This is a genomic window from Enterococcus sp. FDAARGOS_375 (assembly GCF_002393265.1).
Lineage (GTDB): Bacteria > Bacillota > Bacilli > Lactobacillales > Enterococcaceae > Enterococcus_D > Enterococcus_D innesii.
This window is the reverse complement of record NZ_CP023515.1, coordinates 2,523,172-2,549,386: the sequence shown is the minus strand read 5'-3', so window position 1 is coordinate 2,549,386 and position 26,215 is coordinate 2,523,172. Positions and strand designations below refer to the sequence as shown.

At 43.2% G+C, this 26,215-nt stretch carries 32 protein-coding genes; 9 read left to right on the top strand and 23 right to left on the bottom strand.

Going from position 1 to position 26,215, the window contains the following annotated elements:
• Window positions 1-72 precede the first annotated feature (72 nt).
• From argS to CO692_RS13430, 10 genes are all read right to left on the bottom strand, one after another.
• Window positions 73-1,764, bottom strand: a complete 1,692-nt coding sequence (gene argS, locus CO692_RS13475; RefSeq protein ID WP_096742445.1) for an arginine--tRNA ligase — start codon at window positions 1,762-1,764, stop codon at window positions 73-75.
• A gap of 400 nt (window positions 1,765-2,164) precedes the next feature.
• A complete protein-coding gene (gene argF / locus CO692_RS13470; protein WP_077452618.1) occupies window positions 2,165-3,178 on the bottom strand; it encodes an ornithine carbamoyltransferase in 1,014 nt (337 codons plus the stop codon).
• A gap of 135 nt (window positions 3,179-3,313) precedes the next feature.
• The gene (tsaD, locus tag CO692_RS13465; protein WP_096742444.1) at window positions 3,314-4,333 is read right to left on the bottom strand and encodes a tRNA (adenosine(37)-N6)-threonylcarbamoyltransferase complex transferase subunit TsaD; all 1,020 of its coding nucleotides are present in this window, start codon (window positions 4,331-4,333) and stop codon (window positions 3,314-3,316) included.
• On the bottom strand, window positions 4,326-4,799 hold the full coding sequence (gene rimI, locus CO692_RS13460) for a ribosomal protein S18-alanine N-acetyltransferase (protein ID WP_081118768.1): 474 nt from the start codon (window positions 4,797-4,799) through the stop codon (window positions 4,326-4,328). Before rimI (CO692_RS13460) ends, tsaD begins: the two co-directional genes overlap by 8 nt.
• The gene (gene rimI, locus CO692_RS13455; protein WP_096742443.1) at window positions 4,792-5,334 is read right to left on the bottom strand and encodes a ribosomal protein S18-alanine N-acetyltransferase; all 543 of its coding nucleotides are present in this window, start codon (window positions 5,332-5,334) and stop codon (window positions 4,792-4,794) included. The genes rimI (CO692_RS13460) and rimI (CO692_RS13455) overlap by 8 nt, the downstream gene beginning before the upstream one ends.
• The gene (gene tsaB / locus CO692_RS13450; RefSeq protein ID WP_096742442.1) at window positions 5,318-6,043 is read right to left on the bottom strand and encodes a tRNA (adenosine(37)-N6)-threonylcarbamoyltransferase complex dimerization subunit type 1 TsaB; all 726 of its coding nucleotides are present in this window, start codon (window positions 6,041-6,043) and stop codon (window positions 5,318-5,320) included. Before tsaB ends, rimI (CO692_RS13455) begins: the two co-directional genes overlap by 17 nt.
• A gap of 263 nt (window positions 6,044-6,306) precedes the next feature.
• Window positions 6,307-7,287: a LacI family DNA-binding transcriptional regulator gene (locus tag CO692_RS13445; RefSeq protein ID WP_081118770.1), complete on the bottom strand. Its 981-nt coding sequence runs from the start codon at window positions 7,285-7,287 to the stop codon at window positions 6,307-6,309.
• Window positions 7,288-7,319: 32 nt separating this feature from the next.
• The gene (gene galT / locus CO692_RS13440; protein ID WP_096742441.1) at window positions 7,320-8,804 is read right to left on the bottom strand and encodes a UDP-glucose--hexose-1-phosphate uridylyltransferase; all 1,485 of its coding nucleotides are present in this window, start codon (window positions 8,802-8,804) and stop codon (window positions 7,320-7,322) included.
• A 3-nt stretch (window positions 8,805-8,807) separates the two neighbouring features.
• A complete protein-coding gene (gene galE, locus CO692_RS13435) occupies window positions 8,808-9,806 on the bottom strand; it encodes a UDP-glucose 4-epimerase GalE (protein ID WP_096742440.1) in 999 nt (332 codons plus the stop codon).
• Between the two features lie 41 nt (window positions 9,807-9,847).
• Window positions 9,848-11,005 carry a galactokinase gene (locus CO692_RS13430; protein ID WP_096742439.1) on the bottom strand — a complete coding sequence of 386 codons (1,158 nt, stop codon included), beginning with the start codon at window positions 11,003-11,005 and terminating at the stop codon, window positions 9,848-9,850.
• A 150-nt stretch (window positions 11,006-11,155) separates the two neighbouring features.
• On the opposite strand from CO692_RS13430, the gene CO692_RS13425 reads away from it, so the two are divergent.
• Window positions 11,156-11,323 (top strand): DUF3042 family protein, encoded by a 168-nt coding sequence (locus CO692_RS13425; protein ID WP_017144401.1) that lies wholly within the window; start codon window positions 11,156-11,158, stop codon window positions 11,321-11,323.
• A gap of 55 nt (window positions 11,324-11,378) precedes the next feature.
• Here CO692_RS13425 and CO692_RS13420 read toward each other — a convergent pair whose 3' ends face one another.
• The 9 genes from CO692_RS13420 to CO692_RS13380 form a co-directional block, all read right to left on the bottom strand.
• Window positions 11,379-11,735 carry a DUF488 domain-containing protein gene (locus CO692_RS13420; RefSeq protein ID WP_096742438.1) on the bottom strand — a complete coding sequence of 119 codons (357 nt, stop codon included), beginning with the start codon at window positions 11,733-11,735 and terminating at the stop codon, window positions 11,379-11,381.
• Window positions 11,736-11,886: 151 nt separating this feature from the next.
• Complete coding sequence (locus CO692_RS13415; protein WP_096742437.1) at window positions 11,887-12,288, bottom strand: rhodanese-like domain-containing protein; 402 nt, start codon at window positions 12,286-12,288, stop codon at window positions 11,887-11,889.
• Between the two features lie 83 nt (window positions 12,289-12,371).
• Complete coding sequence (locus tag CO692_RS13410) at window positions 12,372-13,343, bottom strand: ROK family glucokinase (protein WP_005229395.1); 972 nt, start codon at window positions 13,341-13,343, stop codon at window positions 12,372-12,374.
• A complete protein-coding gene (locus CO692_RS13405) occupies window positions 13,343-13,552 on the bottom strand; it encodes a YqgQ family protein (RefSeq protein WP_005229394.1) in 210 nt (69 codons plus the stop codon). The genes CO692_RS13410 and CO692_RS13405 overlap by 1 nt, the downstream gene beginning before the upstream one ends.
• A gap of 30 nt (window positions 13,553-13,582) precedes the next feature.
• Window positions 13,583-14,251 carry a rhomboid family intramembrane serine protease gene (locus tag CO692_RS13400; protein WP_096742436.1) on the bottom strand — a complete coding sequence of 223 codons (669 nt, stop codon included), beginning with the start codon at window positions 14,249-14,251 and terminating at the stop codon, window positions 13,583-13,585.
• Between the two features lie 12 nt (window positions 14,252-14,263).
• A complete protein-coding gene (locus tag CO692_RS13395) occupies window positions 14,264-14,803 on the bottom strand; it encodes a 5-formyltetrahydrofolate cyclo-ligase (RefSeq protein ID WP_096742435.1) in 540 nt (179 codons plus the stop codon).
• A 90-nt stretch (window positions 14,804-14,893) separates the two neighbouring features.
• Window positions 14,894-15,871: a FecCD family ABC transporter permease gene (locus CO692_RS13390; protein WP_096742434.1), complete on the bottom strand. Its 978-nt coding sequence runs from the start codon at window positions 15,869-15,871 to the stop codon at window positions 14,894-14,896.
• A complete protein-coding gene (locus CO692_RS13385; protein ID WP_096742433.1) occupies window positions 15,871-16,851 on the bottom strand; it encodes a FecCD family ABC transporter permease in 981 nt (326 codons plus the stop codon). The genes CO692_RS13390 and CO692_RS13385 overlap by 1 nt, the downstream gene beginning before the upstream one ends.
• Window positions 16,848-17,639, bottom strand: coding sequence for an ABC transporter ATP-binding protein (locus CO692_RS13380; protein ID WP_096742432.1), 792 nt, complete (start codon window positions 17,637-17,639; stop codon window positions 16,848-16,850). The genes CO692_RS13385 and CO692_RS13380 overlap by 4 nt, the downstream gene beginning before the upstream one ends.
• Before the next feature lie 202 nt (window positions 17,640-17,841).
• Between CO692_RS13380 and CO692_RS13375 the strand changes: the two genes are divergently transcribed.
• The 7 genes from CO692_RS13375 to CO692_RS13345 all read left to right on the top strand — a co-directional run bounded on the left by CO692_RS13375 (window position 17,842) and on the right by CO692_RS13345 (window position 22,667).
• Window positions 17,842-18,801, top strand: a complete 960-nt coding sequence (locus tag CO692_RS13375) for an ABC transporter substrate-binding protein (protein WP_096742431.1) — start codon at window positions 17,842-17,844, stop codon at window positions 18,799-18,801.
• A 137-nt stretch (window positions 18,802-18,938) separates the two neighbouring features.
• Window positions 18,939-19,088 carry a 50S ribosomal protein L33 gene (gene rpmG, locus CO692_RS13370; RefSeq protein ID WP_005229384.1) on the top strand — a complete coding sequence of 50 codons (150 nt, stop codon included), beginning with the start codon at window positions 18,939-18,941 and terminating at the stop codon, window positions 19,086-19,088.
• A 329-nt stretch (window positions 19,089-19,417) separates the two neighbouring features.
• Window positions 19,418-19,669, top strand: a complete 252-nt coding sequence (locus CO692_RS17965; protein ID WP_074933086.1) for a hypothetical protein — start codon at window positions 19,418-19,420, stop codon at window positions 19,667-19,669.
• A 70-nt stretch (window positions 19,670-19,739) separates the two neighbouring features.
• On the top strand, window positions 19,740-20,150 hold the full coding sequence (fosX, locus tag CO692_RS13360) for a FosX/FosE/FosI family fosfomycin resistance hydrolase (RefSeq protein WP_096742430.1): 411 nt from the start codon (window positions 19,740-19,742) through the stop codon (window positions 20,148-20,150).
• 64 nt (window positions 20,151-20,214) lie between these two features.
• Window positions 20,215-20,601 carry a VOC family protein gene (locus CO692_RS13355; RefSeq protein ID WP_077452634.1) on the top strand — a complete coding sequence of 129 codons (387 nt, stop codon included), beginning with the start codon at window positions 20,215-20,217 and terminating at the stop codon, window positions 20,599-20,601.
• A 253-nt stretch (window positions 20,602-20,854) separates the two neighbouring features.
• Window positions 20,855-22,249, top strand: a complete 1,395-nt coding sequence (locus tag CO692_RS13350; RefSeq protein WP_077452635.1) for a Y-family DNA polymerase — start codon at window positions 20,855-20,857, stop codon at window positions 22,247-22,249.
• A 142-nt stretch (window positions 22,250-22,391) separates the two neighbouring features.
• Window positions 22,392-22,667, top strand: a complete 276-nt coding sequence (locus CO692_RS13345) for a hypothetical protein (RefSeq protein ID WP_074933093.1) — start codon at window positions 22,392-22,394, stop codon at window positions 22,665-22,667.
• A gap of 33 nt (window positions 22,668-22,700) precedes the next feature.
• Here the strand turns inward: CO692_RS13345 and CO692_RS13340 are convergent, their stop codons facing one another.
• The 4 genes from CO692_RS13340 to CO692_RS13325 all read right to left on the bottom strand — a co-directional run bounded on the left by CO692_RS13340 (window position 22,701) and on the right by CO692_RS13325 (window position 25,154).
• Entirely contained in the window at window positions 22,701-23,159 is a 459-nt protein-coding gene (locus tag CO692_RS13340) for a hypothetical protein (RefSeq protein WP_008381061.1), read from the bottom strand.
• Between the two features lie 67 nt (window positions 23,160-23,226).
• Window positions 23,227-23,595 carry a thioesterase family protein gene (locus CO692_RS13335; protein ID WP_077452636.1) on the bottom strand — a complete coding sequence of 123 codons (369 nt, stop codon included), beginning with the start codon at window positions 23,593-23,595 and terminating at the stop codon, window positions 23,227-23,229.
• A gap of 7 nt (window positions 23,596-23,602) precedes the next feature.
• Window positions 23,603-24,817 carry a CCA tRNA nucleotidyltransferase gene (locus tag CO692_RS13330; RefSeq protein ID WP_096742429.1) on the bottom strand — a complete coding sequence of 405 codons (1,215 nt, stop codon included), beginning with the start codon at window positions 24,815-24,817 and terminating at the stop codon, window positions 23,603-23,605.
• Entirely contained in the window at window positions 24,804-25,154 is a 351-nt protein-coding gene (locus tag CO692_RS13325) for a nucleotide pyrophosphohydrolase (RefSeq protein WP_016621021.1), read from the bottom strand. The genes CO692_RS13330 and CO692_RS13325 overlap by 14 nt, the downstream gene beginning before the upstream one ends.
• A 136-nt stretch (window positions 25,155-25,290) precedes the next feature.
• On the opposite strand from CO692_RS13325, the gene CO692_RS13320 reads away from it, so the two are divergent.
• Window positions 25,291-26,196 (top strand): YitT family protein, encoded by a 906-nt coding sequence (locus CO692_RS13320; protein ID WP_010749295.1) that lies wholly within the window; start codon window positions 25,291-25,293, stop codon window positions 26,194-26,196.
• Window positions 26,197-26,215 lie beyond the last annotated feature (19 nt).

The following is a 26,215-nucleotide window of genomic DNA, read 5'->3' as shown; positions in this document are numbered from 1 at the left end:
AATGTGCCCTATCTGTATTTTCACTACAAAAAGAGCTGTGCCCTTGTCGAAGCAAGGGGCACAGCTTTTTTGTTACATTTTGTCAGGTGCATGTAAACCAAGCAACCGTAAATCTTCTTTTAATAAGGTCGTTACTGCATAAACCAGAGCCAGACGTGCGTCTTTTTCCGCATCCTCAGCTAAGATTTTCACATTGGCATAATACTTATTAAAGGCCTGTGCCAATTTAATGGCATGTTTGGCAATGACGGATGGTTCATATTTTTCCGCCGCTTGCATGACCGTTTCTGGGTAGCGTTGGATCAATTTGATAACTTCCCAGCTCTCAGCGTCTGCCAATGCCAGACTGCTGACAGCAGCGGGATCAAAGTTGGCTTTTTCAAGAATGCTCATGGCACGGGCATGAGAGTATTGCACGTAAGGACCGGTCTCTCCTTCAAAACGGACAACTTCTTCTAGCGTAAAGTCGAAATTATTCAAACGGTCATTTTTCAAATCGTGGAAAACGACTGCCCCGACACCAACTTGTTTTGCTACTTCTTCTTTGTTTTCAAGGGTTGGGTTCTTTTCAGTGATTTGTTCTTTTGCTGAATCGATCGCTTCATTCAATACTTCTTCTAAAAGAACGATCTTGCCTTTTCTTGTAGACAGTTTTTTCCCATCTTTGGTGATCAACCCAAATGGTACGTGGGTCATATCATCTGCCCACTCAAAGCCCATTTCCTTCAAAACAGCTTTTAATTGTTTGAAGTGATAACTTTGTTCATTCCCTACCACGTACAATGATTTTGCAAAGTTGTAGGTCCGTTTGCGGTACAATGCGGCAGCCATGTCCCGTGTGATGTAAAGAGTCGCACCATCGGATTTGCGGATCAAGGCTGGATTTAAGTCATAGGCAGCCAAATCAACGATTTCTGCCCCTTGGTCTTCTTTCAGCAAGTGTTTTTCTTCTAATAATTCCACGACTTCTGTCATTTTATCATTATAGAAAGCTTCGCCATTCAATGAATCAAAGGAAACTTCCAACATATCGTAGATTTTATTGAATTCTTTTAATGATTCATCACGGAACCATTGCCATAAATCCATTGCTTCTTGGTCACCATCTTCTAGTTTCTTGAACCAAGCTCTCGCATCATCTTCTAATTGCTTATCTGTCTCGGCTGCTTCATGAAAATCAACATATAAACGTAACAGTTCGTTGATTGGTTCCGCTTTGACCGCTTCTTCTGACCCCCATTTTTTATAGGCAACGATCAGTTTCCCAAATTGTGTGCCCCAGTCGCCTAAATGATTGATGCGAATTGGCTGATAACCGATTTTTTCTAAAATAAAGCCGATCGAGTTACCAATCACAGTGGAACGCAAATGCCCCATTGAGATGGGTTTGGCAATATTTGGTGAAGACATATCGATCGGTACTGCTTGCTGATTGCCGATGGTTTGATCGCCAAAATGATTTTTTTCTTTGAGAACCAGCTCTAAGACATGGGCAGAAATTGCTTTTTTATCCATAAAGAAGTTTAAATACGGACCGACCACTTCAATTTTTTCAAAAGACGCTTGATCGATTTTTTCTGCTAAGTCTGCGGCTATTTGCTGCGGCGCTTTCCGATAGACTTTTGCTAGCGAGAAGGCTGGGAATGCCACATCCCCATGGTCGGCTGACTTTGGATTTTCCAGTAATTGCTGAACTTGTTCAATCGATAGATCTTCTTTTACTACTTGATGGATCGCTTGTGCGACGATTTCTTTGTTATTCATAGTATCCCTCCTATAATGACTGAGCCCATGTATTGATGAAACGTTGTTTGAAGCAAGCAAACAGCTGTATGTTTTTCATGCAAGAAATGATTGATAAAAACAAAAAAGCCTCTAGCGCATAACATGCACTAGAGACGAGATTTCCCGCGGTACCACTCTGATTGTCCTTTTCGGACCCACTTTTTTCTGATAACGGCAGAATTCCGTTTGCTTGGCAAATTCTCACAAGTGCGTTTCACAATCTGATCAATTCGGCTTCCACCACCCCGAACTCGCTAACTGATACTCGAATCGCTACTTCTCTTGTTTCATCAAATCAAGGCTATTTACTTCCCAGAAAGTATAGCAAAGAAATGTTTGTTTGGCTAGCGAGATTTTGGCATTTTCAAAAAAAATTATTTTATACTTTAGGAATAAATAGATCTCCGGCAGTCACTGCCATGATTGCTTTGATTGAGTGCAAACGATTTTCGGCTTGATCAAATTGACGGGCATACTTACTGCGAAAGACCTCATCAGTGACTTCCATCTCAGAAATTCCATACGCCTGCGCTGCTTTTTTGCCATACGTGGTCTGATCATCATGAAAAGCCGGCAAACAGTGCATAAAAATCACTTGATCATTTTGGGTTTTTTTCATCAACGATTGGTTTACTTGATACGGCAGCAGCTGTTCGATCCGTTCTTGGAATTTTTCTTCTTCACCCATTGATACCCAAACATCGGTATACACGACATCGGCGCCTAGAACACCTTGATCCACATCATCAGTCACCAAAATCTTTGCCCCAGATTCCTTGGCATAGGCTTGTGCCTGTGCGATGATGGTTGCTTCTGGCTGCAAGGCCTTTGGGGTGACGACATGAATATTGACCCCTAAAATCGCACTAGTCACTAACAAAGAATTGGCGACATTGTTGCGCCCATCCCCACAGTATGCGATGGTCAAGCCAGTCAGCTCACCAAAGTTTTCTTGAATAGTCAAAAAATCAGCGATCATTTGTGTTGGATGCCATTCATCCGTTAAGCCATTCCAAACAGGTACGCCTGAATAGTTGGCCAGATCTTCGACAACCTGCTGACTAAAGCCGCGAAACTCGATCCCGTCAAACATGCGGCCGAATACTTTGGCGGTATCTTCAACGGATTCTTTAGTCCCCAACTGAATATCATTGGCCCCTAAAAATTCCGGATGCGCCCCCAGATCCACCGCTGCAACCGTAAAGGCTGCTCGCGTCCGTGTCGAATTCTTTTCAAACAAAAGTGCAATGTTTTTGCCATCTAAATAACGATGTGGTTGATTGTTGGCCTTCATCCCTTTCAAGTGCTGGGAAAAATCAATCAAATATTGTAGTTCTTCTTTAGTAAAATCCTTTTCTGCTAAAAAACTGCGTCCTTTAAAAACCGATGTCATTGCATACCCGCCCCTCCATTAATTAATAAATATACACAATAATATCAAATAATGAAATAAAATACAACGAAATCTTCTGTTTGCTCATAAATGAAACAAAAAAACACCTAAGAACGGATCTTAGGTGCTATCATCTTAAGAAATCGGATGGGCAAAGCTGACACTTGGATCAGCATTCAATGAAAGGTCTGCTAAGCGCTGCTTTTTCAACGCAACATGGGCATAGGCACCAATCATGGCCGCATTATCTCCGCAAAGACGCAATGGTGGAATCAACAATTCCACTTCCGGCAATTCCTGCATCGCTTCTTGTAAAGCGTCACGCAACCCTTGATTCGCGGCGACCCCGCCAGCGACGATCAGCTGGTTTACTGGATAGGCTTGGCATGCCCGCAACGTTTTATGAACCAATACTTCGACAACGCTGGCTTGGAAACTAGCTGCTAGATTTTCTACTGACAAAGCTTCCTCTCTTTGCTGTGCATTATGCACAAAATTGATAAAAGAACTCTTCAAGCCACTGAAACTAAAATCAAAATTATCTTCTTGTATCATTGCTCGAGGAAAGTGATACGTATCACTGCCTAGATGCGCAAGGCGATCAATTTCTTTTCCACTAGGATAAGGCAAACCCAGAACACGACCGACTTTGTCATAGGCTTCTCCAGCGGCATCATCTCTCGTTTCACCGATGATCTCAAAAGAGCTATCTTCTGCCATATACACCAATTCGGTGTGGCCACCGCTGACCAATAATGCCATTAAAGGAAAAACCAATGGCTTCACTAGACGAGCTGCATAAATATGTCCTGCCATGTGATTGACCGGAATCAGTGGTAAGCTGTGGGCCCAGGCAAAGGCTTTCGCTGCAGAAAGTCCAATCAATAATGCCCCAACCAACCCTGGACCATAGGTGACAGCAACAGCTGATAATTCCTCAGGTTGTGTGTCGGCCTGTGTCAATGCTTCCTCGATGCATAAAGTAATCTGTTCAACATGGTGACGACTAGCGACTTCTGGTACGACACCGCCGAAGCGCTGGTGGCTCTTGATCTGCGAAGCAACAATGTTACTTAAAATGGTGTCACCGTTTTTAATCACTGCCACACTTGTTTCATCACAACTGCTTTCAATGGCTAAAATCAACTCATTCATTTGATTTTTGTCCGCCTACTTTCTTTTCCATAATCAACGCATCCTCTTCAGGATGACTGTAATATTTTTTTCTACGACCGATGACTGTATAACCCATACGTAAATAAAGAGCTTGTGCTTGCAAATTCGACACGCGCACTTCAAGATAGATTCGCCGACCATCAGTTTGTTCCACGATCGTTTCCATTCGTTTCAACAATTCTTTCGCCAAACCTTGCCCTTGATATGCTGGTAAAACCGCTACATTAAACAGCTCTGCTTCATCCAGCACTTGCTGAAAACAGAGAAACCCAATCAGCTCTTGATTAGTTTTTCCATAACGGAACAAATAGCGACTGTTGCTGTTTTGCAAATCTTGTTGAAATTGCTGTAGATTCCAAGGCGAGCCAAAGGGATAGCTCTGATCTGCCAATGACCAAAGCATTTGCGGTGTCGGGATCGTTTGATCTGCTTGTTCGTTAGTCATTTAAAAATTTCACCATATCCAATGCGTCTTCATTGCCTTCGGTGTAGTACGCCGTTTTGATCGCCTGTGAAACAAACCCGAGGGTCCGATACAAACGTTGCGCATCACGATTGCCCAGGCGAACTTCTAATGTCAAACGGTCGCATTTGTTTTTCCTTGCATAACGTTCGATTTCTCCTAGCAAGAAAGAACCGATCCCTTTTCCTTGATAATCAGGAATGATCGCGATATTGGTGACATGGGCATCAGCGCCTAAAATCCGCACCCCGATAAACCCAATCATCCGCTCATTATGCAAGATGCCCAAATAAAGATGTTTGACCCGTGAATAAAGCTCTGACAAAAAGGCGCTCTTGGTCCAAGGCAGTTCCCCAGCATACACGAGACGCTCCACCTGCAGCAGCTCTTTAATGTCATCACCGACTAATTCACGAACAACGTACGTTTCCCCTCGTATCTCTTTTTTACGCTCTGGGTATTGAATCTGACGGAAAAGAGCCAGCTTTCCCGTCATCGTTTTAAATTTTTTCAACATAGGCATCCACTCCCGGTTCATGCGAGGCTAACCATTTTTCTTCGGCTTCAACTAATTTTAAATAGTCCGGTACAAAATCATGGATCGAAGCTACCGGCGCTTCTTCTTTCGCAATAGCAGCTAAAACCACGCCATTCGGGTAATTCCATAACGACACTTGATTGATATGGGCTGTCGGCAGTTCCGCCTCGATCATGTCTTTAAATTTGACGGTATCGGCGCCGACAAATAGGACTTCTTGACTATCGACTGCTTTTAGCTGGATCAATAACTCAGACAGTGAGATATGCTGGTCTTTGATCCTTGTTTCTAAGGTCCCATTATGCCATTGGTAGGCACCTGCGTAGACATTTTGACGGCGAGCGTCAAACAACGGAACGATCACTTGAGATACGCCCACGCAATTGGCAGCGACTGTTTTCAAACTAGAAACACCAATCAGCGGGATGTTCAATGTTTGTGCCAGCGTTTTTGCTGTTGTGACACCGATTCGCAAACCTGTATACGAACCAGGACCTTTCGCAACAACGATTTGCTCCAGCTCTTTAGGTGCCATTCCCACCGCTTGTATCAATCCATCAATGGCAGGCATCAATGCTGTGCTGTGGTTTTTGATCGCCATCGTCTGGCTTTGTCCCAACACTTCTTGACCATCGACCACCGCAACCGCCAGTGTCTGGTTTGAGGTATCAATCGCTAATGTTTTCATCTATCTTCTCCCCATTCAAAAAACTCTCTCATATTCTACCATATTCTAATCAAATGCCCAACCAAGTCTCCAAAAAGATACCTGCGTTTAGAAAAAAAGCAATAGGACAACAATACCCGAACCTTTGAAAAAAGCAAGCGCGGCTGCAGCTGCAAACCGACGAGGCTGTTTAAAGGTTCGGGTAAGGCGATATGCATTTTTTTGTTATTCCATTAAAACTCAGTTGCGTGTGTAACGACATCCTTCGTTGATTCAACTGGTTGCTAGGAAGATTGGCGCGTAATCAGTTCCGTTGCGATCGTAACTTTGCGAGGAACGGGTGCTGCATTCGTAATTATATCCAGCAAGGTCGTTACTGCCAACTCTCCCAGCCATTCCGTATGAACTTTGATGGTTGACAGAGTCGGAAAGACGTACTTTGCAACACTGACATCATTGAAGCCAATAATTGCAATCTCATCAGGAATCTTGATGTTTTTTTCTTGCAAAGCACGCATAGCGCCAATCGCTAAGGCATCACTGGAAGCAAATAGAGCACTTGGCAACTCTTTGTTTTGCTGCAAATACTCTTTCATCGCCTCATAACCGCCCTCTACTGTAAAGGGTGCGCTGAGATGATATTGCGGGTGGTGCAACTTCAACCGGCGGAGCCGTTCCTCAAAAATCCGGCGCCGAGGGTCTTCGATTTCTTGGTGATGATCCTTGGTAAACTCAACGCCTGATAACAAACCGATCCTTTGGTGGCCTTTTGCAATAAAGTCATCGATCACTAAATCCACCGCTTGTTGAAAGTCCACCACCAGAGAATTGACGCCCTGGGACAATGCGTCAAAATCGACCATCAACAAATTGGATTGGCTTTTTTTCAATTGTCGAATCTGGTGATCATCGAATTTTCCTAGTGCAATCGTTCCATCGACGGCGGTATCAGTCAATCCTTCATAAGGTTCTTTCAGCAACCGAATCCCTAATTCTTCGGTTTTATTTTCAATCCCGATACGGATCGCTAAGTAGTAAAGATCAGCTAATTCTTCCTCGGTATCAAACCATTGGATCAAGCGCATACTACTGGTTTCCGGCTGACTCTTCTTTTTATGTTTTGTGTAATTGAGTGCTTCTGCGGCTTTAAAAATTTTCTCTTTGGTTTCAGAGCTGACCGATAATTCTGAATCGTAATTCAGCACCCGTGATACAGTGGCTGGCGAGACGCCAGCCTGTTGTGCAATATCTTTGATCGTTGCCATCTTCCAGCCTCCTTTTTTTGCGGGGAACTTTTTTATAAAGTAGCTATAAAGCGAGCAAAGGCCGCTTGTCCTGTCTGGTCTCGTTTGAAGACGCCTGCATGCGTCAATACTTGTGTAAAGACTTCCCCTAATGCATTACGTAAAATCTGCGACACGTTTTCGGCATTGCATTCTGGGTGCTGGGCTTTGATCGCATCTGCCCAAGGAATATGGTATGCCGCGATCTGATTGGGCTGATCCAATAGATAAGCAGTCACTTCTTCTAGTTCCGGAGCTAAACGCGGTGGGAGAACTGCCAAGCCCATGACTTCAATCAATCCGATATTTTCTTTTTTGATATGCTGCACTTCTTGATGCGGATGAAAAATGCCGTCAGGATGTTCTTCGGAAACATTATTATCCCGCAAGACTAAGTCCATTTCAAACAGCTCTCCTTGCTTGCGTGCGATCGGTGTCACCGTATGATGAGGCGTTCCATCTTCTGAAAAGGCATTGATCGAAACACTTGGATCTGAGTACTGTTGCCATTGGGCTAACACATATTGGCAAGCGGCGGCTAATTTTTGTTTGTTTTTCGCTTGTAGTCGTATCACCGACATTGGCCACTTCACGATCCCCGCAGCGACATCAGGAAAACCAGTCAAAGAAAAGTGTTGCTCGATCGGCGCTTTTGCCATGGCAAACGTGTGCCGTCCCCCTTGATAATGGTCATGAGACAAGATCGAACCCCCAACGATCGGCAGATCGGCATTGGACCCGACAAAATAATGCGGCATCACTTCAATGATCTGCAACAAGCGAGCGAAGGTTTGCAAATTGATTTTCATAGGACGATGATCTAAAGAGAGAAAAATCGAATGCTCATTGTAATAGGCGTATGGGGAATATTGAAAGCCCCATGCTTCATTATCCAAATTCATGCGAATGATCCGATGGTTGGTCCGTGCTGGATAATTGACTCGTCCTTGGTAGCCTTCATTTTCCAAACACAACATACAATTCGGATAATCTACAGAAGCAGCAGCTCCTTCTTTCGCTATTTGCTTGGGATCTTTTTCAGGTTTTGATAAATTGATCGTGATCTCGATCTCCCCATATTCGGTATCAACTGGGAACACGATATTCTTTGCGATGGCCCGAGTCTTGATGTAATCATTTTGACGGCACAGCTCAAAGAAATAATCCGTCGCTTCTTTAGGATCATTGGCATAATGCTGCGCAAAAAAAGCATTGACTACTGAAGGCGGTGGCGTCAAAAAGTCCATCAACTGTGCTTCAAAGATTTCTCTTTCTGCGTGAGAATCGCCAATTTGCTGATTGCTTAAAGCGCATGCCACCAGCTCGTCCATCAAATCAATGGAGGACCGATCGACAGAACGAATTTCGCTGGGCTCAAAAACAGCTTCCCCGATCATGGCTAGTACTCGGTTTTGCAAATAAATACGATCCATTTCCATCCAGCCGCCAGCCTTGATTGCTAAAGTGACGAAATCGCTGATTGTTTGGCTGATCGTCATTGGTTATTCCTCCTGCCCTTGATACCCATTTGGATGGCTGACATGCCAATTCCAAGCAGTCTCGATGATTGCTTCGACGTCGGTATAGACTGGTTTCCAGCCTAAAACCTTTCGTGCTTTTTCACTCGATGCCACTAAGGTACTTGGATCACCGGCACGGCGCGGCGCCACTCTGGCTGGGATCTCTTTTTTCGTTACATTGCGGGCAGCTTCCACCATTTCTTTCACAGAGTACCCATGATTGCTGCCTAGATTGAAGACATTGCTCTCATTGCCTTTTTGTAAATATTCTAATGCCAGCAGGTGAGCAGCGATCAGATCTTCAACATGGACATAATCGCGGACACAAGTACCATCTGGAGTATCGTAATCCTCCCCAAAAATCGCTACCTCTTTGCGTTGTCCTAAAGCAGCTTGCAAGATGATCGGTACTAAGTGTGTTTCTGGATCATGGTCTTCACCGATCGAAGCATCCGACTTCGCGCCAGCCACATTGAAATAACGCAATGCGACATACTTCATTCCATAGGCTTCATCGCACCAACGCATCATTTTTTCCATGATCAACTTGCTTTCGCCATATGGATTTTTAGGATTTGTCGGGGTTTCTTCCGTGATTGGACTATGGTCAGGTTCCCCATAAGTTGCTGCTGTAGAGGAAAAGACGATATGTTTCACTTGATGTTCCTTCATCACTTCTAAGAGGACCTGCATCCCATACACATTATTGTTGAAATACTTCAATGGTTTTTCTACGGATTCTCCCACCAAAGAGCTGGCAGCAAAGTGAATCACGCCATCGATCGTTTCTTTTTCAAATACCGATTGTAAAAATGCTTTGTCGCGAATATCTCCTTCATAAAAGGTTGCTGCTGGATGGATCGCTTTGCGATGTCCTGTCAGCAAATTGTCAACGACAACGACTTGTTTTCCTTGTCCGATCAATTGATCGACTGCATGAGAACCGATATAGCCGGCTCCTCCTAATACTAAAATCGCCATATTTTCAGCCTTCTTTCTTCATTCCTTCATCGTTTCTTATTCTACAGATTTCGTGCACCATCATCAATACTTGCTTGATAAATGTCGGTTGCGTAGCCGATTTCTGCTAAATAGGTTGCTTTGACGGACGCTTCAAAATCAGCCCATTCACTTGCTTTGACCAATGCGATCCCGCAGCCGCCAAAGCCCGCACCAGTCATCCGCGCACCTAAAACAGCAGGATGTGCTTGAGCAGCTGCGACTAATGTATCTAGTTCACGCCCTGTCACTTCATAATCATCCCGCAATGAAGCATGCGAAGCATTTAACAACTGGCCGAATTCTTCAAGATCACCAGCAGTCAAAGCGGCTTTTGCTTTTAATGTCCGTTGGTTTTCCGTCACTGCATGTTTCGCCCGTTTGATCAAAAGTGGATCATCGATCAATGCTGTATTTGCAAAAAAGGTTGCTTCGTCTAATGCGCCCAATGAATCAATGGCTAATGATTTTTGCAAACGAGCTAATGCTTCTTCACATTCTGCACGTCGTTCATTGTATTTAGAATCAGCCAATTCGCGGCGCTTATTGGTATTCATGATCGCTACGACATAATCGCCAAATGCCGCTGGTACGACTTCATAATTTAAAGTGTTCGTATCTAAAAGCAATGCATGGTCTTTTTGTCCCATTCCGATCGCAAATTGATCCATGATCCCTGAGTTAACGCCAATAAACTCATTTTCGACTTTTTTGCCGATTTTAACTAAGTCCAAGGTCGTCAGGGTTAAATCAAAGAGATCTTTTAGACAAACTCCCGTCAGCAATTCAATCGATGCAGAGGAAGAAAGACCTGCGCCATTGGGAATGTTGCCATAAAAAGCGATGTCAAAGCCACGATCGATCCCTTGCCCCGCTTCTTTTAGGAAACGAACGACCCCTTTTGGATAGTTTGTCCAATCATCTTCTTTTCGGTAATCCAGCTCATCTAACGAAAAGGAAATTACGCCTTTTTCTGGAAAGTTTTCTGAATAGAGTTGGATCAACTGGTCTTCACGTTTTCGTGCTACTGCATACGTCCCTAATGTGATTGCCGCGGGGAAAACATAACCGCCATTGTAATCTGTGTGTTCACCGATCAAGTTGATTCTCCCTGGCGCAAAATACATGCCTGTGCCTGCTGTTCCAAATTTATCAATAAAGATCTGTTGCAATTGCTCCATTTTTTTCACTCCCACTTTCTTTTTAGTAAACTTATTGTAAAATATTTACTAAATTATTTCAAGCGTTTTCAATACCAAAAGTGATTTTTTTTGATATTTTTTCCGTTTTCATTCATAATGAACCTATAACTAAAGGCGAGGTGTTTAATGATGAAACGATTTCTTTCAGGATTTTTAGTAGGAACAGTCGCAACGGTTGCTGCAGCTGCAAGTGTTGTTATGACGGTCAAGAAACAAGTGATTGATCCAATTGATGAACAACAAGCGGATCATGATGAAAAACGGAAACGTGCGATGCGTAAAAGCGTTGCCCGTTAATCATTTGCTACAAAAGAGCCGTCAGCCTTCAATAGGCTGGCGGCTCTTTTAGGTATCATTCTTCCTTCTCCAGTAAGTCCTGCAAAATCACGGCTTGATTTTGTTCTTCATTTTTCGCTCCGTATAGTAAGGTCACGGTCTCTTGTTCAGCAACCAACGTTTTTAACTGTGCCAAGGCATCTTTAGCGGGCGTTTTCTCTAATTCTTGTAGATAGCGGTCTTTAAACGCATCAAAACGTTCAGGATCATGCCCAAACCATTTGCGCAATTCAGTACTTGGTGCGACTGCTTTGAGCCATAGATCGACCTGAGCTGTCTCCTTTTTCATTCCTCTAGGCCAGATGCGATCCACCAATACCCGATAGCCATCTGTCGTTTCCGCCGCTTCATAAATTCTTTTTCGCTTGATCAATGCACACTCTCCTTACTGATAGACCTAAGTTCTATAAATAAAGGCAAAAGCCCACAATGTAACTTGAATAATGCCTCACTTGAAACACTCCGTTTGGTGTTTCGTCGCTCATTCAAATTTACTTGTGTTCTTTTGCCTTGAGTTCTCTGTTTTATAAACTATTTTTCTTTTTTGTCTTGCCGCTCCAGCCTTCATACCCTTCTTTTAGGATATAGACATTGGTAAAGCCTTCTTTGCGTAATTTATTTGCTGCCCGAATGCTCAACGATTTACGCGTGTCATATAAGTAGATCGGTTGATCTTTACGAAATGCGCTGAAGGAATTCGTCAAAACAGTAAAGGGAATATTACGCGCCCCTAAAATATGTCCACTGTCAAACTCATTTTTTTCCCGAACATCGATCACTTGGGCTTTCTTCATTCCTGCTTTGAATTCATCTTCTGAGATGATCGTTGCTGAACGGCGTCCCATGATTTGAAAATACGCCCAGTTCAAAGCGAATGCTAAGATGATTAATCCCAAAACCAAGTTTAGCCACATAATTGGTGTCATTTCTTCTATTCCTCTCTATTGTAACAATCATTCTTTTTTTGATGTATGCTGCTTGAATGTATCATTGCCTAGCAGCTTGGCATCTATGCTTTTGCTGCAAATTGCAAAGCTAATGATGCTGCCCCGATCACACCGGCGTCATTCCCAAGTTCTGCCAATTTGATTTCGGTACTTTCCGTTACCTGTGGGAAGGTAAACTGAGCAAAGTAGGCAGCAACCCGTTCACGTAAAAATTCACCGGCTGCTGATACGCCTCCACCTAAAACGATACTTGATGGATTTAATGTGTTTCCTAGGTTTCCGCATGCCAACCCAAGGTAGAAGCACACTTTATCAACGACCATCAAGCCAAATGGATCGTTTGCTTGAGCTGCTTCAAAAATATCTTTACTTGAAACATCTTCCCCATTGTCCAGCTGTTGTTTCAATGCCGAGTCGCCAGCATATTCTTCTGCTAGCTGTCGAGCAACTCGCACAACACCCGTCGCACTAGAAACCGTTTCTAAACAACCACGTTTGCCGCAAGTACATTCAAATCCTTCAGGATCAACAGTGATATGACCGATTTCTCCGGCACAACCAGCAACCCCATGAAGCAATTGCCCTTCCATGATGATACCGCCGCCAACACCTGTACCTAGTGTGATAAAGATGACATCAGGATTGTTATCCCCTGCCCCTTTCCAACGCTCACCTAAAGCTGCTACATTGGCATCGTTATCGATGGCAAACGGGATTTTTGTGCCTTTTTCAATCAGTTCTTTGACTGGCTGAAGTGTTTTCCAGTTCAGATTGTAGGCACCGATGACGGTTCCTTTGTCACGGTCGACACTTCCTGGTGTCCCCATACCAATACCAATAAATGCTTCCGGCTGTAAGCCATATAATTCTAGGCGATGATTGATCGATGCCACGATTTCTGGCACGATATGTGAGCCTTCATCAAGAATATTGGTGTCAATACTCCATTTTTGCTGAATCTCGCCTTCGCTCGTTAAAATAGCGAATTTCACAGTTGTTCCGCCTAAATCAATTCCGATGATTTTTTTGTCCATCACTTGTTTTCCTCCCGGCTTTCTTCAATTCGATGCTCCCGCGTAAGAATTCGCCGGGCAGTCAGATATACATCCCGATCTATCAAGCGACTGTCATAAAAGTTCTTCAGCTCGATTTGCATCAGTTCTATATCGTAGATCCGCTTGCCGACATATACGTAAACACCAAATTGTTTCAGTAATTGTTGTACGTCATATAACGTTTCCATTTAACCACTTCCTGCTTATTATACAAGTAATTAATATTTTTTAAAACCATATATCACAAAAATAGCCAATAAGAAAACAAAGAGTACGCCAGAGAGGATTCTGGTGTGGATCGAATATTTTCCGTAGTTCTTTGGCAATGCCAAAAGATTCCCTAACAATAACCCACCGAGGATCCCCCCAATGTGTCCCCACATATCGATCGTTTGATCAAACACCCCAAAAACTAGGTTCAATCCAACGAATAAGGCAAATTGCCGTACCATTGCTTGGATACGGTAATCATTTCTAAAATGCCAACCTAAGATCAAAAATGCCCCGAAAAGCCCGAATAATGAAGTACTAGCGCCTGCTGATTGAATCCCTATTTGGTTGAATGCGAAACTCATGGTATTGCCCATGATGCCGCTTAGTAAATACAAGGCAAAAAAGCGGCTATGACCATAGATGGCTTCTACTTGCTGCCCCATATAATACAGAATCACAGAATTGATCGCAAAATGAGCCAAACCGAAATGTAGAAAGATTGGGGTAACGAAACGCCAATATTCATTTAAATAGACGACAAACGGACCAAACATCACCCCGCCTGATTGAATAGAGGGACTAAAATAACCTAAGATAAACACAATTGTTTGGATAGCTAAAAATAGATACGTGAAGACCGGCTGATTCAGCCATCTTTTCATTTGAGAATTCATTGACGTGCTCCTTTACGTGCGAATAAGCGAATCCGTATAGATTTTATCGATTGGGATGTCGAATACATCTGGTGTCCATTGATCGTTGAATTGTTCTCCGAAAACCAAAGAAACGGTCTTGCCATCAAAAGCTGATAAGAAACGATCATAATAGCCACCGCCAAAGCCGATGCGATAGCCTGTTTTCGAAAAAGCCAAACCCGGAACAATCAGCAAATCCAAGTGATGGGCTTCTTGCTCACTGATCGGCTCTTCAACCCCAAATGCCGACGTTTCATAACGCGTTGTCGGCTCCACATGATAAAACTGCAATTTTTTTTGTTGTGCTTTCGGCACTGCGATTCGTTTGTTTTGTTCAAATCCTTTAGCAAAAATAGCCGCTGTATCAAATTCAAATGGCAACGAACGGATCACACCTACTGACTCAGCCGTTTGCCAAATCTGAGAAGAAAACAGCAACTGCAAAATCACCGTTTCTTTCTGCTGCTTTTGCTTGATCGGCATTTTTTTTAATGTTTGGATCATGTGCTCTCTAATGACTGGTTTTTCCATTGGATCACTCCTCTCAGAAATAGTACCAAAAACTGTGTCCAAATAGCAAACTAGAATCGCAGATTTCTTGGCAAGATCATGACTTTTTGCTTATCGCCCCTTGCGTCGGATCAGTAAGTAGACAAAGTACGGTGCCCCTACGATAGAAATGATGATACCAGCTGGGATCTCACCGCTTGTCAATAGTAAACGGCCGATCGTATCACTGACTAAGACTAGCAGACTGCCGATCATTCCGGCTAAGAAAAAGGCACTGCGAGATTCTCTGCCGATGAGCCCCTTGGCGATATGAGGCGCTAATAAGCCAACAAAGGCTAAATTACCGGTATAGCCAACCGTACTGGCAGCCAAACCAACCGCGATCACTAAAAACCACTTCCGCAAACGGGTCAAAGAAACCCCTAAGCTAATTGCCTGCTCCTCGCCAAAGCCAAGTAAATTAAGCCTTGGTACGGTCCAGAACGCTGCGGCAGACAATACGATGACCCAAGGAAGCAGACTGGTGATTTGCTGCCAAGAAGTTCCCCAAATCGAACCTGAAAGCCATGCTGCTACAAAGCGATAGCGATCTTTTGATAATTCCACCGTAAAAAGTAAGGTAGCCGCCGCCAACCCTGCATTGACAGCGATTCCCGCCAGCAGCACTCGCTCCATCGACAACAATTGGCGGTGCTTATAGGCAATCAAATAGACCAGTAATGCAGCTAATAAACCACCGATGATCCCAACAAAAGGCAAAAGCTGCGATCCTTGGGTATAAAACCCTAAGTAGATCATTACAAAGAGACCCGCGCCATTGTTGATTCCTACGATACTTGCATCAGCCAGCTCATTTCTCGTCACCCCTTGCAAGACAAATCCAGAAAAACCAAAGGCACCGCCGGCGATCAATGCCAGACAAGCCCGTGGCAGTCGAAACTCAGTAAACGTCAGTACTTGACTTGAAGACGCCGTTCCTTGAAAGATTGCGCCTAATGTTTGAAAGGATAAGATTGTTTTTCCTACCATGACACTTCCTAAAAAAGCGGCCATCACCAGTAGAAAAAAAACAAAGAGTGTTTTTTTCATCAGTCTTCCCTCCGTATCTTGACCAATAGAAAAGGCACACCGATCAACGCCATCAGTATCCCAAATGGCGTCTCAAAAGGGGGATTGATCAAGCGACCTGCCAAATCAGCGGCCATCACTAGAGTCCCGCCTCCGATGATCGTCAAAGGCAAAATCAGTTGATAGTTTTTACCCACCATTCCTCGCACGACATGAGGAACCATTAAGCCGACAAAACTGACCGGTCCAACAAGCGAAACCGCCATTCCCGCCAAAACTACGACTAACAGTAAGGCAGATGCCCGAATCAGATGCGGATGCTTCCCTAATGAAATAACGGTGTCATCTCCTAGCGCTAACAGATTGAGGGCTTTTCCTAGACGTAGCACAAAAACGATGGCTATCAGATAGATGGGTCCCACAAAACGCAGTTGTTGCCAAGTCACATTCGCCGCACCACCGATAAACCAAAAGGCTAGCTCTTGGTTTAAATCAAATTGCAATGACAGAGTTTGACTAATGGCTGAGAAAAAAGAACTTAATGCCACACCAGCCAAAATCAGTCCCGTGGGCGACATGCCTAGTTTGGCGTATCTGGTCAGTAAAAAAAGCAGCCCAGTTGCCGCAAACGCACCAAAAAAGGAAAACAGCGCCGCTTGACTCGGTTGCACACTAGGAAAGAGGATAAATGCGATCGCTAGTCCCAAGGCAGCCCCACTATTGACACCTAAAAGACCACCGTCTGCCAAGGGATTTCTCGTAATCCCCTGCATGATGGCTCCTGTAACAGCAAAACAGCTTCCTACTAGAAAAGCAGCCAAAACACGCGGCAACCGAATATTGCACAAGACTTGATGCAGCTGATTCTCATAATCAAAAGCAAAGACAGCATCCCTAATCGTTTCAAAAGAAAGGTCGGCCGCTCCTTGAGTGATCGCTAAAAAGAAACAGATAATAAAGCAGCCGCTAAAAAGCAGCAGCAACCAAGGAAATTTTTTCATGCTTGCGCTCCTAACTCATAGGTCAAGACCAACGGCTTTGTACTATTAGGAAAGGTACCTAACACGGCATCGATTTCAAACAAACGTTGTAGCCATTCTTTGGTCAGCACTGTTTCCGGTGTACCGGAAACCAACAGCCCTCCACCTTTTAATGCGTAAATATAATCAGAAAAACGTGACGCATGATTCAGGTCATGAATCGACATAATGATCGTTTTTCCGTAGGTTTTATTGATTTGCTGTAATAAGAGCAAAATTTCTAATTGATGCGCAGGATCTAAAAAAGTCGTTGGTTCATCTAAAATCACGATATCCGTATCTTGCGCCAGTGCCATGGCAATCCATACGCGCTGTTTTTGTCCCCCTGACAGCGTACTGATCGTTTCATCTGCCAGTGCCGTCAAACCCGTTGCCTGCAAGGACCAGTCAATCGCTGCAAGATCTTGTTCCGATAGACTATTCAGTCCTTTTTGATAGGGAAAACGACCGTAAGAAACGATTTCGCGAATCGTCAAGCCAATCGATGAGTCGCTAACTTGAGAAAGCAGCGCAATCTTTTTCGCTACTTCTTTGGTTTTAATGTTCTGGAGGTTTTGGGTATCTAATAGGACCTCACCAGACAAAGGCTGTAAAATTCGGGCGAGTGCCTTTAAAAATGTCGATTTTCCACTGCCATTCGGACCAATCAAGCCGATGATTTTTCCTTCTGGTATCTCGATTGTTAGATTTTGCACAATTTTTTGTTTTTGATAGCCGACACTTAAGTCAACTGTTCGTAATTTCGCCATATTCGTCCCCAAAATAATTGATTGATAATGCTTATCAATTATGAATGTAATCCTGCTATTCGTCAATAGTTCTAAAAAAAGGAAATAAAAAAATATGATTGACAAACGAGGGATTCTTCGTGATAATAGCTATCAGCAAATGAGAACTATTCTCAATTAAAGCAATAAGTGCTCAACATGTAACAAAGGAGGAAGTGTTTTTATGAAACAATGGTCAAAAAGAAGTACTTGGCTTACCCTACTAGCTGCCTGCTCCCTTACCCTACTGGGTGCTTGCGGCACGAATAATGACTCAACGGATAGCAGTGGATCAGCCACTACTTCTTCAGAAATAGCAACAACCTTTACCGATGCGATGGGAAATGAAGTCACTGTTCCCGAAAACCCACAGCGGGTGATTGGTAGTTATTTGGAAGATTATTTGGTTGCTTTAGGGGTAACACCGGTTGCTCAATGGACCGTTGGCAATGACAGTGATCAAGCATACTTGCAAGACAAACTAGCAGATGTGCCAAGAATCAATTATGATCTGCCCTATGAAGATGTCTTGAGCTTTGAACCAGACCTGCTACTGATGGACAGCAGTTCCATGGTGGAAGGTGACAAATATGAACAATACAGCAAGATCGCGCCGACCTATGTGGTCACAAATGGCGAAGACGTGACCTGGCGTGAACGTCTGACAGATATTGCAAAGGTCTTACACAAAGAAGAGCAAGTTGCCCAAGTAGAAGCCGATTATGATGACTTAGTCGCTACTACCAAAGAAGCTTATGCTGATCAAATCAAAGGCAAGTCGATCGCTGTTTTATGGGTGGTCAATAATTCCGTCTTCATGGTTTCAGAAACAAAATCAAGTGGTCAGCTACTTTATCACGAACTCGGTTTTGAAGTTCCCACACTGGTTTCAGAAATCAGTGAAAGTGCCACTGCTGACTGGTCTGCCGTTTCTCTGGAAAAATTGGCAGAATTGGATGCCGATTACTTGATTTTAGTGAATAGTGATAAAGGCGCTGATTTTTTCAGCGAACAAGTCTGGCAAAATCTTGATGCAGTCAAAAACAATCATTTATGGGAATTCGGTCCTGAATCAAGCTGGCTCTACAATGGTCCGATCGCCTATACCAAAATGATCGAAGATATCCAGAGCAAATTGGACTAATGGGTTTCAAGAAATTCGTCAAGTAAAACTACTTAACAAATTTCAGGAAAAAGCTAGCATTCCCACACGAAACATGCTATTATATTTTAGTCTGAGAGATTTCTTAGAGGATTCTTGTATCGTTAGGGGGGAAAATCATGCGCGTAAACATCACATTAGAGTGCACTTCTTGTAAAGAACGCAACTACTTATCAAACAAAAACAAACGTAACAATCCTGATCGTTTGGAAAAGAAAAAATATTGCCCACGTGAAAGAAAAGTTACTTTACACCGCGAAACAAAATAATACTATTTAAGAAGTTCGCAAACGCTGATAACCAAGGCGTTTGCGAACTTCTTTTTTTCAGACATTTTGCAATGATAGCTGCTGCATTTTTATTTCCCTCTTTACACAACCACTCCCCTATTTTCACTTATTTGCTTTGAACTTTTGAACCAACTTTTTCTTTGAAGCGACGTATAAATAAATTTTAATGTATAATGAAAAAAAGAAACTAATGTTCAACAAAGGCGGCACATAGAACGTGAACCAGCTTTTTCTTCTAGCTGTCCTTTCAATATACTTTGAGTACCAGTCAACGCTTTCAAGCTATACTGCCTATAGGAGGTGAACCCATGCTTGGCAATTTTACGTATCTACCTAGTAACTATCGTCTGTTTTATGGCGCTTTTCTTTTTGCTCTTATTGGAAATATGCTTTTCATTTTTATCAAACACCCTGCTTGGACCTTTAGCCTACCGACGGTGATTGTCCTCTTCTTAATAAATGTCTTCTTTTGGACCAAATACAAGAAGAAACTTATTCCTTGCGCAACAGATGCACTGTTTTATGTTCTGCTCTTCCTCTTGGTATTTCACAATCACTAACACAATGCTTATTTTGATACTGATTGTTTCTCTTTCCCCTATTTCGTCATAACAAAGGAGTGTTGATGCGATGGAGATTTCCCATATCACGTTGATCGTACAGAATTTAGCAAAGACGACAACGATGCTGGAAACATTGTTTGAAGCAGAGGAAATTTATGATAGCCGAGACCAGTCTCATTCTTACTTCCCAGAAAAATTCTTTTTAATCGATGGCTTATGGCTTGCTGTTATGGAGGATGCCTCCCAGAAGCTGCCGAAAACGTATAACCATATTGCCTTTAAAATCGATCAAGCTCAAATCGATTCCTTGATTACGCGCATCCAAGGACTAGGATTGAAGATCGAAAAAGATCGTTCCCGCATCAAAGGCGAAGGTGCTTCTATTTATTTTTACGACGATGACAACCATTTGTTTGAACTGGATACTGGTACGTTGGCTGAACGATTGCACCATTACCGTCTGACAGAAATTAAGTAATCTTCATTGCTCGCAACTGCATGGACTGTTATGTAAAGAATTCCCACATGAAAGGAAGAAAAAAATGAAACTAGATATGGTCGGTATTATCACAAAGAACATGGAACAGGCACTGGCTTTTTATCAAGTACTTGGCTTTACGCCATTAGGTCAGCACTCAGAAGATTATATGGAATTAGCAAATGATGGTGTTCGCATCTCCTTGAATAGTCGCAAAATGGTTGCCGGGATCTACGGACATCCACCAATGACTGTGGGTGATACGATTGAATTAGCCTTTTTATGTGATTCCCCTGAAGAAGTTGATGCCCTTCATGCAAAAGTCGTAGCTGCCGGGTATCAGTCTTTCAAAGAACCCTGGTCTGCCTTTTGGGGGCAACGCTATGCCATCGTCAAAGATATAGACGGCAATCTCTTAAGTTTGTTTGCAACGCTACCTGCCGAAAATTGATCCATAAAGCGACAGTCGATCCAATGGATCGGCTGTTTTTTAATCATTCCGGCGGGTAAAAAGACAAAATCCCGTTTTAATGTCCAATCGAATTCTGACAATCTGAATCGAATGTATTTCTTATAAACCAACGTTTTTCCTCAGTTAGAAACGAAAATAATATCTCTATAAAAAAACAAATCCACTCATCCGCTCCTGTTCGCTTGACAAAAAAGAACAAACGTTCGTATAATTTCGGTAAGGAGTGATAAAAATGGGTGGTTTTAATTATGCGCTCGAGCCAAAACGCGATATCTTATTTATCGATGTTAAAAGTTTTTATGCTTCTGTCGAATGCATCTCGCGCGGATTAGACCCTATCCAAGCGATGCTGGTCGTCATGTCTCATTCTGACAATACTGGAAATGGCTTAATCTTAGCGGCTTCCCCCAAGGCAAAATCGGCATTAGGAATCTCAAACGTGACTCGCAATGACAATCTGCCGACGCATCCCGATTTATACAAAGCATCGCCACGTATGAGTTTTTATATCAAAGAAAATACCAAAGTCAATAATGTCTTTCGCAAATATGTTGGACAAGACGACTTACTGATCTATTCAATTGACGAAACGATGATGGATCTGACCCGTACACTGGATCTTTTCATTCCCGATAAAACCATTTCTCGCGAAGAAAAACGATGGCTGATTGCCCAGCAAATTCAAAAAGACATTTACGAAACAACGAAATTGTATGTCACCATCGGTATTGGCGACAACCCTTTGTTAGCAAAATTGGCTTTGGATAACGAATCCAAACACAACCGTTCCTTGATTGCCGAATGGACCTACGAAGATGTACCGACAAAAGTTTGGCAAATCGCCCCTATGACGGAGTTTTGGGGAATCGGCCGACGCACAGAAAAACGACTTCACTTGATGGGGATTGAAACGATCGAACAATTGGCTCATGCCAGTCCTGATCTTTTGCGTAGCCGCATGGGGATCATTGGTGAGCAGCTCTACCATCACGCTCACGGCATTGATCGCACGATTTTAGCTGAACCGACACCGCAGGTCATGGAAAAAAGTTATGGCAACAGTCAGGTCCTGCACCGCAATTATTACTTGCAAGAAGAAATTGAGATCGTCATCAAGGAAATGGCGGAGCAAGTTGCCGCCCGAATTCGCCGCCATCATTGTCAGACCGCTTGTATCAATGTTTACATCGGCGTAGCCTTTGGGGAAACTGCCTCTGGTTTTTCCCGGCAAATGAAGATCCCACCAACCGACAATACCCGCAAGCTTGTTGCTCATTGTCTGTTTCTCTTTCGAAAATTTTATACCGGGCAAGTCGTTCGCCACATTGGTATTACCTATTCAAAATTGGTTTATACAGAAAATGTTCAGTTGGATCTTTTTGAGCAAGCAGAAACGCAGTTGCGCCAACGTAAATTAGATTTGATCATCGATAAGATTCGTGAAAAATACGGCTTCACTTCGATCGTTCACGCCACAAGCCGGATGGAAGGTGCTCGTGCCATTGCCCGTAGCAAATTAGTTGGTGGTCATGCTGGTGGTCTAGATGGGATTGCCAACATAGGACCTGTCCATCAGCAAACGGAGAAAGAATCGATAGCTAATGGTTCGCAAACGACAGTTACATAAATTTGTTTCTTTCTTTTGTGATCACAATTCTTAAGATAACATTAACAAATGGTCTATTTTTTAAAGATTTATGTAATTTCGATTCATTCATCTCCCCCTTTGTTCCTTTCTAAGGTACTTTAATAGCAAGGAGTGTGAGCAGATGAAAATTGACAAAATCGAATACAAACGAGTCATCAATGGTGCAGGACACCTTGAGTACGATTTGCTGCAATATGTAGAAAAGAATCGGGCGACTGCTGCACAAAACCTGAAACAGTCTGAGATCGATTACCTTCTGGAAAAAGACATTCAGCATCGGATCATTCAACATGCTCGTAAAAGTTTTTTTGGCGATACGATCGTTTTAAAAGATGAATATGCCGAAGATTATCTTTTATTAAAAAAGTATACGGATATGTTCCAAGAATCATTCTAAAAAAACGCAGAACCAGCTGGTTCTGCGTTTTTCTTATTCTTCGAAATGTTCTTGATAAACGTCATCAACCGTTTGATTTGGGTCGATCACGATATACAGACTCTTCGTTTTTTCACTGATTTTTGTTGATTGGTATACATTATCCAATCCTTCCGTATCTTTGTCCTTGTATGGGAAATACACAAGATCCGGTGTACCGTTACGGTAAAGAATTTCCATCCGTTCAATATCTTCATATTTCAACGCACGAGCAAACATCCCTAATTCAAGTCCGCCTAAGTTGATGTCATGTGTTGCCACATGATCGCCTTCTTGGAAGATTTCAATTTTGAACCCAGCACATGGATGAATCTCAACAAATTCACTTCCGTGGATACGGCCAAAACTGGTCGTGATTTGTTTGATCCACAAGTCACCGATGTAACGGCGCTCGATCGTCCATGTTTCTCCATTACGGAAATAAAATTTTAAAGCTTTCATTTCTCTAGCCATGACAAAACGCTCCTTTTTATTAATAATACATTTTAATTCTAACACATAGTCGCTACTGGGACACAAATTAACTTTGGTTTTCGTTGACTTTTTTCATAAACCGAGAGATTTCCACCGCCGCTCGTTGATGAGTCCCTTTGGCAATGAGTTGTTGAGACCCATCGGTCACCTGATAATCAAACTGGAATCCTTGTTCTTTTTCCCATTGGACAAAAACAGTGATTGTTGCTCCGACTGGGGAAGGTTTTAAATGATCGATCGAAAACTTTGTACCCACGGTAGTAAACCCTTTATCTAAAGTAGGCTCAAGTGCTTCCCAACAGGTGTTTTCCACCATTGCTACCAGTCGAGGGGTTGCTAAAACTGCCAAGCCCCCAGAACCCATAACAGCCGCAGTGTCTTGAAGGTCAACGAGAAAGTCTTTTTTACTTTCCATTCTTCAGTTATCCCTCCTTCGCTAAATATGCTTGGGCAAATGCCAACAGTGCTTCTTTCTCATTAGGAACTTTCCGTGTGATGACTGCAGCTTCGGCAGCAGCCAAGACTTCTTTAAGCCACGGCCCAGAAGAACGATCAACTGTCTGCAGCAAATCGCGTCCATTGATCGCCAGCTCCTTCAAAGAATGGATCGGTAGTTGCTGATACCGCTGACTGATTTTTGCTGGATCATTGGGCAGCTTGTCATAACGCAATAATCCCTCGGCTAAATAGGTCGCTTCGAGACCGAACTGATACAACAGCAGATCGTTCCATTCGCCGTTTCGACGCATTAGCAGTGCTTGATAGACCGTTTGTACTTGGCGGATGCAGTCATTGGAACATTTCCAAGCTTTTAAAAAGCTGCGGACTGCCTCTGGCGCTAAACCGATTTGGTCAATGAGCAAAACCCAAGCAGCCGTTTCGGTTTCTAAAGGAATCGCGGGCAAGTCTGCCATCCGCAACAACGCTTCGCCATATTCCCGTAAGCCTGGGCAGTAGATATAGCATTCGGTTTCTACTAATGCCTGTAATGCTTGATTACGATGATTGCCTAACAGTAATTTGACGAATTCAATCATGATCCGTTCAACAGAGATTTTTCCTAACAAGGCATGATTCGCATGGATAGCAGCCAACGTTTCTTTTTCCAAAACAAAGCCTAATTGGCTGACAAAACGTAGCCCCCGCATCATTCGCAGCGCATCCTCATGAAACCGTTCCTGTGGGTGACCCACTGCTCGTAAAATTTGATTTTCGATATCTGCAAGTCCATCGAAAAGATCAATGATGACCCCATCTTCTTGAAGTGCCAATGCATTGATGGTAAAATCCCGCCGCTTTAGATCTTCTTTCAAGGAACGGACAAAATCGACTTTGTCAGGTCTACGATAATCCTGATAGGCGGCTTCGGTTCGAAACGTGGTGATCTCATATTGCGCCTGCTCCCACAAGACCAGCACCGTCCCATGCTCGATACCAATGTCAATGGTTCGAGGAAAAAGCGCCTTGATCTCGGCTGGAAATGCACTGGTAGCAATATCGACATCATGGATCGGCTGGCCTAAGATCGTATCCCGCACGCTGCCGCCAACGAAGTAGGCTTCATAGCCTGCGGCTTCGATTTTTTTTAGGAGTGGTGCAGCTTCTGCAAATTCTTTTGGTAGTTTAGTCAGCTTCATGTACTTTCCCATCTTTTCTTTCAAAACGATACGCATCCCGCTGATTGAATTTTGCCATATTTTCCTCAAACACTTCAGTCAGGTCGATGTCTAGTGAATTAGCCATGATCATCGTCACAAAGAGTACATCACCGAGTTCTTCTGCCACGGTCTTTTCAACTTCATCGCTTTTTTTATTTTTTTCCCCGTAATAGTGATTCACTTCTCGCGCCAATTCGCCAACTTCTTCGGTCAAACGAGCCATTTGGGCGAGGGGGCTGAAATAGCCAGTTTTAAATTGTTGAATATAGGCATCGACTTCTTCTTGCATCGATGCCAAAGAACGTTTTTCTGTCATCTTCTTCACCCTTTCTCGTTTATCTTACCAAAAGAATGGCTGCCTGCCTAGATAGAGCCCCCTCAGGATTTGTTGTACATTCAATGATTTCGTGCTACATTGATACTTGTGGAAGTTGAATAACGGAGGAAACAGGATGCGGGCATTTTTTTCATGGCGAACGATTCGCGACATTGTTTTGATTATTTTCGGTACGAGTATTTATGGCTTCGGTCTAGTCTATCTAAATATCCCAAATGACTTAGCAGAAGGCGGTGTGACAGGGATTACCTTGATCCTGCGAGCCTTATGGGGCATCAATCCTGCCATTAGTACGTTGATCTTAAATATTCCGATCATTTTGATCGGTGGCAAAATTCTTGGTCGACGCTCGTTAGTGTATACGATTTTAGGAACCTTTGGTTTGTCTTTTTGGTTGGCCTTTTGGCAGAGTGTTCCCCTGTTGATCGATCTACAGCACGATCTACTGATCGTCGCACTCTTAGCCGGTTTGATTGCAGGAATCGGTAGTGGGATCGTCTACAAAGTTGGTGGAACAACAGGTGGCGTCGATGTATTGGCACGTATTTTAGAGAAAAACTTTGGGGTGACGATCGGGCGTTCGCTTTTGATCTTTGATGTGTTCGTCCTGTTGCTTTCTTTGACCTATATAGATTTGAATCGCATGATGTATACGTTGATTTTTTCTTATGTCTTCACGCGTGTGATCGATTCGATCCTAGACGGCGGTTATTCAGCGAAAGGAATCTTAGTGATCAGCAATCACAGCGAAGAGATGGCTCCTGTTTTAATGGATGAATTAGAACGCGGTGTCACGTTTTTACAGGGCGAAGGGGCTTACTCAAGAGTATCGAAACAAATCATATATATGGTGGTCAGTGGACGGGAGATTTCTGAAGTCAAGCGCATCGTTCATGACTTTGATCCGCAAGCGTTTGTTTCGGTCATCAATGTCCATGAAGTCGAAGGCGAAGGCTTTACCTACTTAAGGCCTAAGTCGCGGTTCTTACAGCGCAAAACCGCTGTTTCTAAAACAAAATAATGACATAAAAAAAGCAGCC